Origin of the sequence: Methylophaga sp. UBA678, from assembly GCF_002299105.1 — a bacterium.
In the GTDB taxonomy this organism is placed as follows: Bacteria; Pseudomonadota; Gammaproteobacteria; order Nitrosococcales; family Methylophagaceae; genus Methylophaga; species Methylophaga marina.
This window is the reverse complement of record NZ_DBNG01000026.1, coordinates 1-14,124: the sequence shown is the minus strand read 5'-3', so window position 1 is coordinate 14,124 and position 14,124 is coordinate 1. Positions and strand designations below refer to the sequence as shown.

Sequence of the window (14,124 nt, the reverse complement as noted above, 5' to 3'; positions counted from 1 at the left end):
CCAGAGCCAGAGCCAGAGCCAGCATTCCAGACAGAAGCAGAACGTTTACGCTTACTGATGACGGCTGACGACGAAACTGAAGAAGTTGATGCTGAGCCTGAAGTGGCTGAAGAAAGCCTTTCAAGTGATGAAGAGAGTTCAGTACCGTCTGAAGAAATTGCAGAAATGCGTTCAGAGCTCGATGAGCTGCGTGAAAAAGTACGCGCCAGAACGGCACAACTTCGTGCAGAGGCGAAAGCACGTAGCCAACAAACAGAGGTAAAACCTGAACCAGAAAGCACAGTTGATATGGCGAGTTCAGAACCGGCTTATGAACAGACGCCTGAGACTGAGACAGTAGACATTGAAGAGACTGATTCAATAGATGATGCTGACTCCCTGCCTGTCAGCGAGGATTCACAAGATGATTCTGAGCCAAATTTATCTTTATCTGATAATGCCGACTTGTCTGAGTCTGTTGTTGAGGAAGAGTTTGATCTGGATGAGGTTGCACAAACTGTTGAGGATGAACTCACTGATATCGAGCCAGAGATAGAGCAAACAACATCAAGTTCTGTGACTGAGAACGATTTGAACTATGACGTTAACATCATTGATGAACGTCAGCTTGACGATAATTCAACGCGAATTTCGGCCATGTATCCAGCATCAGATGAGCAAGCAGATTCACCCCTTGTTGATGCGGCAGAGCAAGCGACTTCCGATGTAGAGCAGTATTTCAGTGAGGATGAACTTGATATCGGTGAACCTGTGAATCTGGTTGATCCGAAATCTGCTGTATCGGATATGTGGCAGGATCTGACTGAAGAACCATTGCCTTCTGATGATGACTTGGATCAGATGTTTAAAGAAATCAAAGATCTTGAAAATGCTTCTGATAATGAAGAAGGCGAGGACGACGAAGATGTTGATACTCAACAGCAGGATCGATTGCAGTCAATATTGTCTTCGATACCGTCTTTTTCGCAAATGAATAAGAAAAAAGATGAGGATTAGTCAGTAGGTTTCATCGCCGCGTTTCATCGCTATTTTTTGACTGCGGTGAAACGCTGATTCTGTTAAAATCGCCGGCAGTTTTTGCTGGGATAAAAAATGACAGAACAAGTCCATGATGTAGCCATTATCGGTGGTGGCGTATGCGGTACAGCACTGATGTATTTGCTCACTGAATACACCGATATACAACATATCGCTCTGGTTGAAAAATACGACCATGTTGCCAAAGTGAACTCTAACGGCAGAAATAATAGTCAGACGCTTCACTGCGGTGATATTGAAACGAATTACACCCTTGAGAAAGCCGCAAAGGTCAAAGCCGCGGCCCAGATGATTGTCAACTATGCTGATGAGCTGGCAGAACGTGATGAAATCATTTTTAAATACCCCAAAATGGTATTGGGCGTGGGTGAAAAAGAGTGTGCCATGTTACGTGAGCGTTTCGAACGTTTCCGCACCGTCTTCACTTCAATGCAGCTGCTGGAAAAAGAGCAAATCGCTGAGATCGAACCCAATGTGGTGATGGTCGATGGCAAGATGCGTGAAGAACCTTGTGTGGCATTGGCTGTGTTAGATGAATATTCAGCAGTGGATTACCAGCGTTTGGCTGAAAGCTTTGTCGAACAGGCACAAAAGCGAACAGATAAAGATCTCAAGCTATTTCTGAACAGTCACGTTGAAGACATCATTGAAAAAGATGGTGTGTTTTCAATTGTTACCCAGAACGCGGTTATCAAAGCCAAAACAGTCGTCGTTTCTGCTGGTGGACACAGCCTGCTATTAGCCCAGCAAATGGGATATGGTCTTGAATTCTCCTGTTTACCCGTTGCCGGTAGTTTCTATTTCACTCCGCCCTTACTCAATGGCAAGGTTTACACTGTACAAAACGACAAATTGCCTTTTGCCGCAGTGCATGGGGATCCAGATGTGTTGATTGAGGGTAAGACTCGCTTTGGACCCACTGCGTTGTTATTACCCATGCTGGAACGCTACAACAGCAAAACCTTTTTTGAGTTCTTACGTGTATTAAAGCTGGATTCACGAGTGATGAAAGTCTTCTGGGATTTGTTTAAGGTCAAAGACATTCGTAACTACATTCTGAAAAACTTCCTGTTTGAAGTACCACTGCTACGCCGCTGGTTGTTTATGAAAGATGCACGAAAAATCGTACCTTCTCTGCAATTAAAAGATGTCACCTTTGCCAAAGGTTTTGGCGGTGTTCGTCCTCAGTTAATTGATAAAAAATCATCTCAATTGATGCTGGGCGAAGCGAAAATCAACCCGGGTACAGGTATCGTCTTTAATATGACTCCTTCACCAGGAGCGACCAGTTGTCTGGAAAACGCCGAACTGGATTTACGATTTGTGTGTGGGCGACTTGGGGCACAGATAGATGAAACCCGTTTAAGAGCTGACCTGCACTGATAAGACTAAAATTTGTTTTAGTCTTCGATTCAGCAGCCGATATAGCTTCATATAAGCATACTAGTTTTTGGATGGAGACAGCATATGACACTGCATTCTGCTCAGGCGGCTAATGCCGGTAAGGCATCAGAGAAGACTCAGGTTTTCACCTTCTTTATCGAAGACATGATGTTTGGTCTCAATGTCGATTATGTGCTGATGCTGGGGCAGGATGTCGACTCCGTTCAAAAGGTCCCGGTGGAAGAACGTGGTCTGAAAGGGGTGATTAAATATCAGGGTATTGTGGTGCCGGTATTGGATTTTGCCCACCGGGTGGGTGTTAACTCTGGTATCGATAGTAAGGCCAAAATCATCGCCGAATTGAAGCTGCATGAGCAGGAGCTCAATGAGTGGGTCAATGCGCTGGAAATGGCCGTCAAAAATAGCAGTGAATTCACATACTCTACAGACTTGAAAAAAAGCCAATTTAGTCAATGGCGAAAACAGTTTCAAACCAGAGATGACACTTTGATGGAGTTATTGTCTTTGTTTGATGTGACTCAGCAGACACTCTATGAAATGGCAGAACGTTTGCTTACACTGAGCAATAGTGGCAACAGTCAGGATGCAATGGAATTATTGCGCCGCGAACGTGGTGCCACCATCCAGCGCATGAGTACATTATTTGCTCGTGCTGTTGAGCATTTACAAGCTGCTATGAGACAAGTCTTGTTATTCGTGACTGAAGATGGAAAAACGCCCAGATTTGCATTGTTGATAGACGAAATAAACGATGTGATTAGCTATGACGCGAGTGAGTTTCAGGCTAGTAATGCGGGCGCCCTGGCTCAGTTAAGTCAGATAGCAAAAGTACTGGATGGTATCTATACACGAGACAATAGCCCCGATTGTCTTTATTTCAATATTGATAAACTGATTGATGAGCCAATCTTAGTCACCTAACTTTTCAGTTTGGTTGAAGATGAGCGCATGAGTCGAGCCCCGTTTATTTTTTTGCCCGTTTACTCCCCGAACTGTCTGTGGTTATAACTCATAAAACTTAGCAGTGTTTTGTGAGCGTTACTTAGTGAACCTTTAAGGATGAATTAACTGTGTTTTCAAAAAAACTAAAACAACAAATAGCAGCATTAGAGCGAGAACTGAAAGAGAGAGAAAAACAACATCAAACGCAACAAAATGAGCTGATATCCCAGCTAGCTCAAAAAGAGAGTGAAATAGCGAGTTTAAAAAGACAGCTCAGTCAGGGTGAAGGACTGATAGGTGTTCAGTTAGAAGGCGGCAAGATGCTTCAAACTGTCCGTGATGGATTATTACAGAGTGCAACAAGTCTTAGGGAAGAGAGAGAAACGCTGGATCAGTTAAAAGAGATTTTTGCTCAGACCACACAAGCCGTTGAGAAATTAAATCAACGAGCTGAAACCATTAATGCTCATGCAAATGAGAGTATTACAGTTGTTGGGGTGCTAGATAAAACAGCTAACGATATCAATGTATTGGTTGCCACCATTCAAGAAATCTCAGAGCAAACTAACTTACTCGCGTTAAATGCTGCGATCGAGGCCGCCAGGGCCGGTGATGCCGGTCGAGGTTTTGCTGTTGTTGCCGATGAAGTCAGAAATCTTGCCTCAAAAGCCCATGATGCCAGTGACAAGATTGAATCATTAGTCAGTCAGGTTCTAAATCAGACCAGTAATATCAAAGGCATGGTGCAGGACAATCAAGAAGGTGCGCGTGAAGTATCGACCTCATCAGAACAAATTGGGGCTGTAGTGAGTGAAGTGCTACAGCGTTCAAATCAAATGCAAAAGATTATTCTGATGGCATCAACGGCCTCATTTCTCAATACGGTGAAGTTAGATCACGCTGTCTGGAAAAATCAGATTTATGCCGCTATCGATACTGAGAATTATCAATTTTCCGTAAACGATCACACTCAATGTCGACTGGGCGAATGGTACTATCGCGGAGCGGGTGCCAGTGAGTACGTATCACTTAGTAACTATAAATCTATCGAAAAACCGCATGAACAGGTTCATGTTTCTGGTAAAGCGGCGATTCAAGCGGCAGCGAATGGTGATAAAGCAGAAACACTCAATATGTTGTCGGCGATGGAGCATGCCAGTATTCAGGTAGTCAGTGCCATTGATGACTTACTGGATGAATACTTCAATCAACTGCATCGCTACTCAAAATAAAAAATAAACATGCTTAACAGTGGGGCATCCTCTTTTGAGGATGCCCCATTTTTATCAACTTAGCGGGAAATGCTCCAAATAAGGGCAGGCTTATTAAGATAAGCGCTCTCATCTATATTGATAAATCTCTTTGCTTGTAAATTAAAGTTATTGATTTTATTGAATTAATAATGCCAGAGTAGCCATTGCACTTTGCCTCAGTAAACAGCGGTTCATTTTTTGCTTAATCTCTTATTCTTAGCCATTCTGGGGATCTACATCATGTTCAGTCAGTCCGCTACGTTTGATGATGTGAATCAACATGCTCACTCCCTGCAAAATTGGCCACAGGAATACGATCAAATAAGTACAGGGAGGTTTGAAGGCTTTCTTGAAGATATTCAGCTGGATTCGGTTCGTGTGTTTAGAGAACGCATGAAGCAGAGTGTGGTTCAGGATACGCATACGCCGAAGGGTAAAATCAGTTTGATGATTCCACATCATGTTGAAGCGAGTGATGCCTCAGAACAAGCACGTCAGATTTTGTCATCGGGTATTACCTTATTACCGTATGAAAGCGACTTTTCCTTTGTGGGGCCAGCTCAACTCGACTACAGCATTGTTTCCATTGACCATCAGCCATTAGCCGAACTGTTGAGTCACGATACTTATACTCGACTGATTGGGTTTAAAAAAAGTTACGGTGTCAAAATGGACGCTGACATGCTCAACACCTTACGCCATGATCTGGCATTGCTCGTAGATAATCTGAGAACTGTGAATCAGACTGCGACCTATGCTAAACAGTTACTCAAAGCGATAGAGGATAAAATAATCCAGTTTGCTTTGACTATTTACGAAAGCGAAGAAACGCATAACAACTCGTTGAAACGTCTTGGCAATCAACACAACTATATTGTGCAGCGTTGTCATGAGTATGTGGCCTCCAGTGAAGGAAGTTGTGCCAGTATTGTGGATATATGCAAGGCCTTGTCTATCCCACACCGCACCTTGAATTATAGTTTCCATAAAGCGACAGGCACTTCACCGATGCAATATCTGCGAGCCGTAAAGCTCAATGCAGCCAAACGTGAACTAATAACAAGTGGTCTTTCAGTCACTGATGTGGCAGCTAATTATGGCTTTTTCCATATGGGCTATTTTTCTCAGGAATATCGTCGTTTATTTGGAGAATCGCCGAGCATGACGCGTAAACGCTACGCTGATCGAGTTTGATTTCCAGTAAAAGAAACCCGACAAAATAAAGAGCAGACCACCGATAAATTGATCCTGAATGGATGATAGCTGCAGCCAGGCGGGTAGATGACTCATCATCATATGATGCTGATGATGACTGGTATGTGTATCCGCATACATCGTAGGAAAGATAAACATCAACAGCCCCCATAGTAATAAGGGCATCACCACTGTGACATTATTTAATTTCTGCCAATAAGATGATTTTTGATGGTGACTGAGCATGGATAAACATAAGGCCAGCCCACTTAATGCCATTAACCATTTCATACCGCTATAGATAATGGCACTCTGCATTAACAGTGGATGGAATGACGGTAACATCCATACCCAGGTCAATACTGCAAAAATGCTCATCAATAACGTAGTAGGCCAATGCGATAAGGTGTTATGTGCTCTGGTAATGGATGACTCTTTATGACGTAAAGCGCCAATCCATAATAATGGGGCAAAATGATGCACCATGACGCTTTGTAAACTGTGCAAGCTAATCGAATAACGAGCCAAGTCATCAAACCACGGCAGCATGCCAAGCAAAAATACCAGGTTACCAGTGAGAAATATGCCCGGTTTCGCCAGTAAGTTTTTCTTAACAGCCCATTGTTGCAGCGTGATAATGACTATCACGCTGCACAATAAATCCACTGAAACTAACCACATCTGACTATTCAGAACAGCAGCTTGAGCCAGATTTTACCGAACCGGTCACGGTATCAACGCTATGGTTATTCCCTTCAGCAGGCACATCCATTGCCGCATTACCCATAAAGAAGTTATTGGGTTTCAAGGTAAAGCCAACATACTCCACTGGCATGATGGGGAAGTCCTCTGGTTTACATACATGTGTGTGACCAAAGGTATGCCAGACCACGATATCCGTATTTTCAATCGGACGGTCTTTTTGCACGTAATACGGTAAACCTTCACCTTTATTTTGATTAGGATAAAAGCCGGACGCATTCATCTCGGCCGGATCATAAGGCGTTACCCATAAATGCTTTTTAGCAAAGCCAGCACGCTTGGCAACATAACTATTATTGTGAGCCAGCATCACCGGGTTATGCTCAGCAACGAGTTTATAGCCGGTCGGATTACCCACGGCGTTGATGCTGTTGGGGTTGATAATTTTCCAGAACCGGCCGGTTTGACCATTGGCTTCACGAGCCGCTTCCAGTTCTGTTTTTAACACGGTAGCTTCTGTATTAAACAAATTGCCCCATGGGTTTTCATCTTCATCCATTTCGCGTGGCGTGAAGTTGGTTTCGACCACCGAATTATTTTCACCATCAAGCATCATATGCAGACGAGCACTGAAGAAATGCTGATGGGTTGGGCCATAGATTTCGGGTGTCACCATGCCACCAAACTTGGGTTTTTCACCAGGAACCAACGCACCTGTTTGAATAATACCGGTCAGTTTGGTTTCTTGTTGAATGGTGCCATCCTGATAGAGGTACCAATAGAAACCATAATCATAGTTACCCACTGTACAGAAGAAGCTGATAACCAAACGACGTGAGCGACGCATTTCATAGGTTTCACTGCGGAACTCGTAATGTTTCCATAAGGTGCCGTAATCTTCCTCATGCATACAGACGGCATTTTTCATCAAGAATGGCACGCCATTATCATCGACGGTTGGAATATCAAAATAACGAATCGCACCCAGGCAGTCACAACCCAGTTCTAGCTGATTAGCCAGGCGGCCCAGACCATATTCACCACCATCAAATGCACATTTCCAATAGTGGTTCAGGTTCGTGTCAGAGTAGGGCACAGCCATATCATTGATACTGGCACGATAAATAATCGGGCGCAGACGATTACCATCCTGATAACTTAATTGGTTAAGGACTAAACCTTCGCGTGGGTTATAACCCAAACGGAACTGCCATTTTTGCCAGTTCACTTTCCAGCCATCAACGGTGAAGCTAACGCCTTCAGGCTGTGTAATCTGTAACGGTTTTAAATCTTCACGTGGTTTAGCCAGTGATGGGGTGTCGTAATTATGTTTGGTTTTGGGGACGGGAATATTCTGACCATCATCTAACAACTCGATGACCTTGCCTTCATTTAAATCGATAATCGCCACCAGACCATCAATAGGTCTTGCATAGCCATTATCGACAATTTCATCACGAACGAAGGCCACACCTCGCATTAAGCGTCGACCACGGTATTTTTCTTCATCACCAAAATAACCAAATGACCATGGGTCAATTTGAATGGTCTCAATATCTTTATCGGTTAAGCCACGACGTTTCACCGCTTCAATAAAACCAGGATCGGCCTGAACGATATCGACACAGGTGAAGAACTCTTCCATCATGATGGCCGGTTGTCCGGTCACTTCAGGATCAATCTGTTCCCAACGTGTAATAGTGTTGGTATTAAGATCAATCATCGCTTCATGAATATCACCTGTGGCTTTATCCAGTACTACCGCAAAGGCTTGGCGTGAAAATGGCTGACCTTTTTCAAAAGCTAATACTTCCGCTTTTGCCGGTTCTTCAAGCTGCACATAAGGAAAACGACACTCAGCACCCAAGCCTTTTTCTTTTCTGAGTAAATCAGAAGCGATAGCAATTTCTTCTATCGTGAGTGGATCAAGTGGATGAATGGCTTTAACGCCAGGTGTGGTTTCGGGTTTATAGGATGTTTCTAATGCGTGATTCATAGTGACCTCGTCGTATTGTTTTTCTGCTATCAATACTAGTGAGATCTGAATAGACCAATATCGCAAAGTGGCAAAAATCGACATCCATGTCGTGCTGGAAAGTCTGAGTTTAGTCTGGCGCTTCTATTCTTGGTTTGTTAAAGCCTTTTTGTTCCATGCAATTTTCAAAAGCGGGGAGGTTACCACTGCTAGTTTCATGGCAGTCTTTTACGGCTGATTTCAGCTGTTCATCAACTTCTTTAGATGGTGCAGGTACAGATGACTGTGGCTTTTCATCAAATCCCTTTTGTTCCATACAGCTATCGAATGATTCAACACTACCCTGGGCAGAATCACGGCAGGACTTCATTGCGTCTTCCAATTCTTTAGGCACCATGCTGTTATCAACAGCATAAGATGGGGCCACCATGGCAAAAAGCAGTGTGATAAAAACGCCTGATATACATTGTTTATGCATAAAAACTCCTTTTAAAAGTTATTTTCTGGCACCGGGTTTGATACCAAATAACGGGCAATATGATTGCCTGTGAGCCGTAAATACTCGTTTTTATTAATAATAAAATAGGTTTTACCTTGATACTGAATTTTTCTGGCCGATGCTGGCAAAGATTTTTCAACGTTTGGGGCATTTGAAAAATCAAAAGTAATAATCAAATACTTCGTCATTAAGCGTGTTTCCATAGTCATAGCAAAGTGTTTCATCAATTCTATTGCTGACATAGGTTAATGCGGGTTTAGAAAGGTAAAGTTTTATTGTCACTTCAACTTCTCTTTGCTTTTTGATATCGCCCCAAAAGTTAACATCGCCAGCACAAACCCAGTGCAATAAAGACCTTCTTCATCGCCACTTTTAAATTATCAGACACAAGGCATTCGCTGCTATGTAAGTCATTATAAGGCTTTGATGACTATTGATATTTATACATACACTTTGGCATGTTGTTTGCTGCATTCATATTATTTATTAATGAAGAGACCGTACAGATGACAATGAAGCTGAAGAATTTCAAAACAGTCTGGGGTCATACCGGTACTATTGAAGAAGCCGTTAGCATGGCAAAAGAAGCTGGGTTTTCAGGTCTGGAAGCGCCTGCCAAACATGATGATCCAAGTCATTTACCTGCTTTGGAAGCGGCTCTGAATACGCACAATATCGAATGGATTCAGGAAATATGCACAGCAGGTTCGTATGTGCCAAGACGGCGAGCTAGTGTTGAAGAGCATTTATCGGATCTGGAATCACAAATTATTTTAGGTAAATCGCTCAAACCCCAATTTGTGAATGTGATGGGTGGCTGTGATGCCTGGCCGATTCAAACCAGTATCGACTTCTTCAAAGCCGCCATGGATATTGCAGATAAACATGGTGTGTTATGTTCGTTTGAAACACACCGAGGCCGCAGCTTTTATTGCCCATGGAATACCATGGCGATATTAGAACACCTGCCAGATATCAAGATTACCTGTGATTTTAGTCATTGGGTGGTGGTCAGTGAACGCTTGATGGATAGCGAATGGGATGCCATCGAACTAGCCGCTCAACATGCTCATCATATTCACAGTCGGGTAGGGTATGACCAGGGGCCACAAGTACCACATCCTGCAGCACCCGAATATCAAGCGGCTTTGGAAAGTCATCAACGTTGCTGGGAAGCCATTTGGACTGCTCAACGAGATCGTGGTTATACAGAAACCACCATGACTCCCGAGTTTGGTCCGGATGGTTATTTGCACCATCTGCCATTTACCAATGCCCCCATTGCAGACCTCTGGGAAATCAATAGCTGGATAGGTCATACCGAACAGCAGCATTTTGAACAATGGAAACAAGCGAATACATTAGCTGAGGTGTCACATGGCTAACGCATTTCAACTTCGTGATCCTGCCGGGGTGAAATACAGTATCGGCGTATTGGCTTATATCACTGTCACCTATTTTGGTGGCTGGGCAGCTATGTTTGCCAATAACTGGATAATCAATATTCTGGGTATGCTGGCCTGTGCTCACGGCATGATTATCGCGGCTTATTTATTACACGAATGTGGTCATAACGCCTTATTTAAAGACAATAAGGACAACGCTAAACTCGGCAAAGTGCTTAACTGGATAACGGGTAGTTGTTACGGCCGTTTTGAAGATATTCGATACAAACATATGCGTCACCATGTCGATAACTGTGACCCAGTGGTGTGGGATTACCGCAGCTTTTTAAAACGACACCCCGTCATGGAAAAGGTCGTTAAAGCAGCTGAATGGGCATACATTCCAGCCATTGAAGTTATGATGCACACCATGCTGGTGTTTGCACCGTGGGCGATTGAATCAAAACGTGATCAACGTGCTCGGGTGTTGACTGTGGTGTTAATTAGAGGCGCCTTATTGCTGGCGGTGTTATTGATTAGTGTCAAAGCGTTTGTGTTGTACTGCGTCGCTCAGCTCGTGTTGTTCACAGTGTTACGTTTTATGGACTGTTACCAGCATAACTACGAGGTCATTTTTAATCTGGATGATCCAGATGCCGTGTTCCCTCATCGTCGTGATTTTGAGTACGAGCAGGCCAATACCTACAGCAACTTATTGTCACATCGTTATCCGTGGATGAATATGCTGGTGCTGAACTTTTGCTATCACAACGCCCATCATCAGAAACCGATATTGAACTGGTATGAGCTACCGGCTTTACACAAAGAAATGGGTGAAAAAGTCGCACCACAAACACTGACTTTCTGGGAGCAAGCTCGCTCTTATCACAAGCATCGTGTCGCTAGAATTTATGCTGAAGAATACGGTGATGATGAAGTAACAACATCACTAAAAGAGGGCAGAGCAGTCGGTGTCGATGCCTTAAGTTTTCTCACTGCCTTTTAATAAAAAAAGCCCTTGGTGTTTACTGAGGGCTTTGTAATAAACGTACAAACTCAGTCACATAAAACTCGATATTGTCCTCAAGCTGATTAAGCTTGGGATTCACCATCCAACTTTGTGTTACGCCCATCAGATAGCTATACATGGACATGGCCACCACCTGACTATCCGTACTGGCTTTGCTATCTGATTGCTGGCGATAGCGTTCAACAAAACCAGCAAAGGTGGTGATGAGTGACACCGTTAAGGCGCGTTCACGCTCCAGTGATGGCGATACCGATTCCGTGTATTCGGTTTTATTCAACAAAATCTCAAAAGACTGGCGGTAATACGTATCCTCAAATAATAAATTCAGCCATTGGCGGGCAAAGTTACTCGCTGCTTCAATGGGCGCCTGACTATCATCACATTGAGCAATCAGTTTTTCTAATGGTGCCTGAGAATAGGCCAGAATCTCTTCAAATAACTCTTCTTTATTAGCAAAGTGCCAGTAAATCGGTCCACGCGAACAACCCGCTTCATCAGCAATCAGCCGTAATGTCGTGCCACTATAACCACGCTGACCAAATAACTTTAACGCCGCATCAATCACTTTCTGTCGGGTTTTCGCTGCGTCTTCTTTGCTTCGTTTCATGAGTATTTTTCTTGGAGAAAATCAGATAGTAGCGTGAGGCTGGAAATGCTTCAAATATAAAGGTGTGAATGGTTGTGGCTAGGGTAAATTTATTCCGTTTTATTGCTTAGTATCAAAAATTGTGAAATATTCAGTTCAATACTGTCGAGATTGGAGAGCTTAACGACTATAGCGCCTCGTCAGCATGAAGGATTCGATTTAACTTAAAAATGGTTGAAAAGTTTAAATCCAAATTAAGAGCCAGTGACTTCACAAATTTAGTTGGTAGCGATTAAACATGAAGATGAAATACCTATCATCATTCTTATTTTTATTCATATTGATTGGGTGCGAAGAAAAGATAGAGTATCCAGCCTCTGAAAGCATAGATTTATTTGATATTGAAGTTGGTAAGCCGTTTCCTATAAAACCACTGTTTGCGGGTGAACATAGGGGAACTTTACCTGTAATTATGTTCAGTGTCCCTTTACCTGAAAACTCATCTATAAAAGCTGTAAATGATTTTAAGGTTCAAATTTCCAGGGATTCAGGTCTGATAAGTCATGTGAGTTTTCAGAGGGCTTACTCCAGTCTCGAATCTTGTAAAAATGAAGTTGACACCCTGTCTTCTCTAGTAAAGTCAAAATTTCAGGTACAAAACGAAAGTTCTAACTATTCAACCTTTGAAGCTTTGTCCGGTGATGTTGAGTTTGACATCTATTGTTCAGTAGCTGAGGGTTCTCCGTACCATGATCTTAGGTTCCTAATGAGTAGTAAAAAGCTACGTTTGAAATATGAAAAACAAATGAAATCTCTAACAAGTAGCTCTTGAGTATCACAGCTAATCAGAAAAAAGGCAGCGAACTTGAGTTACTGATTAGATTGCTCGGGTTGATCCAGATACATGCCGATTCACTGCTAAATGTGTGAAAAGTTGTTCTATGAGTCGGTCACTTAAATGTTTTGGATGTTGCTTGCCATTAAAAACTATGAAATATTCGATTCAATACGGATTATCTTTGAATTTTTCAATGACTAACGTTAGTCATTGAAAAATTCGATTGAACTCAAAAATGGAGATTTTGCCATGCTAATTGCCTCTTCCGTGAAACAAATTCATTCCAAAGATAACAAAGTCTTGGCTCTAATTTTCCAACCTAGTTCAACATTTTGGCTCTATTTATCAAAAAAATTAATCGACATTTCATTAAAAAACAGGTGGTTGAGAATCTTAAATCCGAATTATGAAGCCAACGGCTTCATAAAACACACTCTTATACGGTCATGGAGTGATTATGTCTGAAAAGATGTCATTCATATTTAATTCCGCTCAAGGTTTATTGCTTGCTGCAAACTACCTCCTGGATCACATGGAAGATGAAGATATAAAAAGAAATCCAGTAAAGTATTCGTTTATCCTTACAGCGGCGGCAACCTTAGAAAGTGCATTAAATGACAGTATTGTAAGTTGGTCGCATAACACGTTCCCACGTGAAGACTACAAGCGTCATGCTCAAGCATTCTTAGCTATGAGTCTCAGGGGTAAGTTAGACTCAATTGGCTTTCTTGTATCAAGTGGAAAATATGTCACTGATAACACGTCCGCTGACTACCAACTTTTGTCTGCACTAATAAAATTACGAAATGAAGTTGCTCATAGTAAAGACTTCTTCACCGAAGTAGAGGTCGAGCTAGCTCAAGATGATGACGGCAGTGAAGGCTTCCTTCTTCCATCTGAAGTGGCAAAGAAATTTGAAAACTCGCCATTAATCCCAAGTGACGAAGAGTACTTAAAAACATACAAGGCGCTTGAACGTTTATATAAAGTTTTAAACCATGACCTAAGCTATGAACAATCAGAATTATTCAAAAACGTATAACAAAGCCAGCCAGAGGGATGCCAAAACCGCCGCTTCGCTCTGGTTTTGTCACCCCTACTGGCGGCGTTATAACTCAGGATAGTGATGAGTAAATTTTCGGAATTAGATGAAAATGCTTTCTTGGTATCAACAATCAAGGGGTCAGCCACTGACCAATCCCCACAAAAGGCATAATAAAAACAATGAGTAAATCAATAGGGTCATAAATCAATAGGGTCAGAGTCTGAGCTATCCCC

At 42.6% G+C, this 14,124-nt stretch carries 14 protein-coding genes and 1 pseudogene; 10 read left to right on the top strand and 5 right to left on the bottom strand.

What is annotated here, in order from left to right:
* From B3014_RS12960 to B3014_RS12940, 6 genes and pseudogenes are all read left to right on the top strand, one after another.
* Positions 1-996 (top strand): hypothetical protein (locus tag B3014_RS12960; protein WP_289287005.1); only part of this gene is annotated, 996 nt, incomplete at its 5' end.
* A gap of 96 nt (positions 997-1,092) precedes the next feature.
* Positions 1,093-2,421 (top strand): FAD-dependent oxidoreductase, encoded by a 1,329-nt coding sequence (locus tag B3014_RS12955; protein WP_284722865.1) that lies wholly within the window; start codon positions 1,093-1,095, stop codon positions 2,419-2,421.
* Positions 2,422-2,505: 84 nt separating this feature from the next.
* Positions 2,506-3,363: a chemotaxis protein CheW gene (locus B3014_RS12950; protein ID WP_284722864.1), complete on the top strand. Its 858-nt coding sequence runs from the start codon at positions 2,506-2,508 to the stop codon at positions 3,361-3,363.
* A 341-nt stretch (positions 3,364-3,704) separates the two neighbouring features.
* A pseudogene (locus B3014_RS15105) lies at positions 3,705-4,175 on the top strand (methyl-accepting chemotaxis protein); the annotation flags it as partial.
* A gap of 45 nt (positions 4,176-4,220) precedes the next feature.
* Complete coding sequence (locus B3014_RS15100) at positions 4,221-4,616, top strand: CZB domain-containing protein (protein WP_414683054.1); 396 nt, start codon at positions 4,221-4,223, stop codon at positions 4,614-4,616.
* A gap of 261 nt (positions 4,617-4,877) precedes the next feature.
* Positions 4,878-5,831 carry a helix-turn-helix domain-containing protein gene (locus tag B3014_RS12940; RefSeq protein WP_289245411.1) on the top strand — a complete coding sequence of 318 codons (954 nt, stop codon included), beginning with the start codon at positions 4,878-4,880 and terminating at the stop codon, positions 5,829-5,831.
* On the opposite strand, the gene B3014_RS12935 is transcribed toward B3014_RS12940, so the two are convergent.
* The 4 genes from B3014_RS12935 to B3014_RS12920 all read right to left on the bottom strand — a co-directional run bounded on the left by B3014_RS12935 (position 5,778) and on the right by B3014_RS12920 (position 9,249).
* The gene (locus B3014_RS12935) at positions 5,778-6,512 is read right to left on the bottom strand and encodes a cytochrome c oxidase assembly protein (RefSeq protein ID WP_289245410.1); all 735 of its coding nucleotides are present in this window, start codon (positions 6,510-6,512) and stop codon (positions 5,778-5,780) included. The two genes, B3014_RS12940 and B3014_RS12935, sit on opposite strands and share 54 nt — an antisense overlap.
* Before the next feature lie 4 nt (positions 6,513-6,516).
* Positions 6,517-8,529 carry a primary-amine oxidase gene (locus B3014_RS12930; protein WP_289245409.1) on the bottom strand — a complete coding sequence of 671 codons (2,013 nt, stop codon included), beginning with the start codon at positions 8,527-8,529 and terminating at the stop codon, positions 6,517-6,519.
* 109 nt (positions 8,530-8,638) lie between these two features.
* Positions 8,639-8,986, bottom strand: a complete 348-nt coding sequence (locus tag B3014_RS12925) for a hypothetical protein (RefSeq protein WP_289245408.1) — start codon at positions 8,984-8,986, stop codon at positions 8,639-8,641.
* Positions 8,987-8,997: 11 nt separating this feature from the next.
* Entirely contained in the window at positions 8,998-9,249 is a 252-nt protein-coding gene (locus tag B3014_RS12920) for a hypothetical protein (protein ID WP_289245407.1), read from the bottom strand.
* A 264-nt stretch (positions 9,250-9,513) separates the two neighbouring features.
* On the opposite strand from B3014_RS12920, the gene B3014_RS12915 reads away from it, so the two are divergent.
* Positions 9,514-10,392: a sugar phosphate isomerase/epimerase family protein gene (locus tag B3014_RS12915; protein ID WP_289245406.1), complete on the top strand. Its 879-nt coding sequence runs from the start codon at positions 9,514-9,516 to the stop codon at positions 10,390-10,392.
* Positions 10,385-11,398: a fatty acid desaturase family protein gene (locus B3014_RS12910; RefSeq protein WP_289245405.1), complete on the top strand. Its 1,014-nt coding sequence runs from the start codon at positions 10,385-10,387 to the stop codon at positions 11,396-11,398. The genes B3014_RS12915 and B3014_RS12910 overlap by 8 nt, the downstream gene beginning before the upstream one ends.
* 19 nt (positions 11,399-11,417) lie before the next feature.
* On the opposite strand, the gene B3014_RS12905 is transcribed toward B3014_RS12910, so the two are convergent.
* On the bottom strand, positions 11,418-12,029 hold the full coding sequence (locus B3014_RS12905; RefSeq protein WP_289245404.1) for a TetR family transcriptional regulator: 612 nt from the start codon (positions 12,027-12,029) through the stop codon (positions 11,418-11,420).
* Positions 12,030-12,306: 277 nt separating this feature from the next.
* On the opposite strand from B3014_RS12905, the gene B3014_RS12900 reads away from it, so the two are divergent.
* Both B3014_RS12900 and B3014_RS12895 read left to right on the top strand, forming a co-directional pair.
* A complete protein-coding gene (locus B3014_RS12900) occupies positions 12,307-12,840 on the top strand; it encodes a hypothetical protein (RefSeq protein WP_289245403.1) in 534 nt (177 codons plus the stop codon).
* 463 nt (positions 12,841-13,303) lie between these two features.
* Positions 13,304-13,888 (top strand): hypothetical protein, encoded by a 585-nt coding sequence (locus B3014_RS12895; RefSeq protein ID WP_289245402.1) that lies wholly within the window; start codon positions 13,304-13,306, stop codon positions 13,886-13,888.
* Positions 13,889-14,124 lie beyond the last annotated feature (236 nt).

What these genes read in the sequence shown, in the direction of transcription:
- B3014_RS12955 (WP_284722865.1), top strand. Translation starts at nt 1,093, where the DNA reads ATGACAGAACAAGTCCATGATGTAGCCATTATCGGTGGTGGCGTATGC.
- B3014_RS12950 (WP_284722864.1), top strand. Translation starts at nt 2,506, where the DNA reads ATGACACTGCATTCTGCTCAGGCGGCTAATGCCGGTAAGGCATCAGAG.
- B3014_RS15100 (WP_414683054.1), top strand. Translation starts at nt 4,221, where the DNA reads ATGCAAAAGATTATTCTGATGGCATCAACGGCCTCATTTCTCAATACG.
- B3014_RS12940 (WP_289245411.1), top strand. Translation starts at nt 4,878, where the DNA reads ATGTTCAGTCAGTCCGCTACGTTTGATGATGTGAATCAACATGCTCAC.
- B3014_RS12935 (WP_289245410.1), bottom strand. Translation starts at nt 6,512, where the DNA reads ATGTGGTTAGTTTCAGTGGATTTATTGTGCAGCGTGATAGTCATTATC.
- B3014_RS12930 (WP_289245409.1), bottom strand. Translation starts at nt 8,529, where the DNA reads ATGAATCACGCATTAGAAACATCCTATAAACCCGAAACCACACCTGGC.
- B3014_RS12925 (WP_289245408.1), bottom strand. Translation starts at nt 8,986, where the DNA reads ATGCATAAACAATGTATATCAGGCGTTTTTATCACACTGCTTTTTGCC.
- B3014_RS12920 (WP_289245407.1), bottom strand. Translation starts at nt 9,249, where the DNA reads ATGTCAGCAATAGAATTGATGAAACACTTTGCTATGACTATGGAAACA.
- B3014_RS12915 (WP_289245406.1), top strand. Translation starts at nt 9,514, where the DNA reads ATGACAATGAAGCTGAAGAATTTCAAAACAGTCTGGGGTCATACCGGT.
- B3014_RS12910 (WP_289245405.1), top strand. Translation starts at nt 10,385, where the DNA reads ATGGCTAACGCATTTCAACTTCGTGATCCTGCCGGGGTGAAATACAGT.
- B3014_RS12905 (WP_289245404.1), bottom strand. Translation starts at nt 12,029, where the DNA reads ATGAAACGAAGCAAAGAAGACGCAGCGAAAACCCGACAGAAAGTGATT.
- B3014_RS12900 (WP_289245403.1), top strand. Translation starts at nt 12,307, where the DNA reads ATGAAGATGAAATACCTATCATCATTCTTATTTTTATTCATATTGATT.
- B3014_RS12895 (WP_289245402.1), top strand. Translation starts at nt 13,304, where the DNA reads ATGTCTGAAAAGATGTCATTCATATTTAATTCCGCTCAAGGTTTATTG.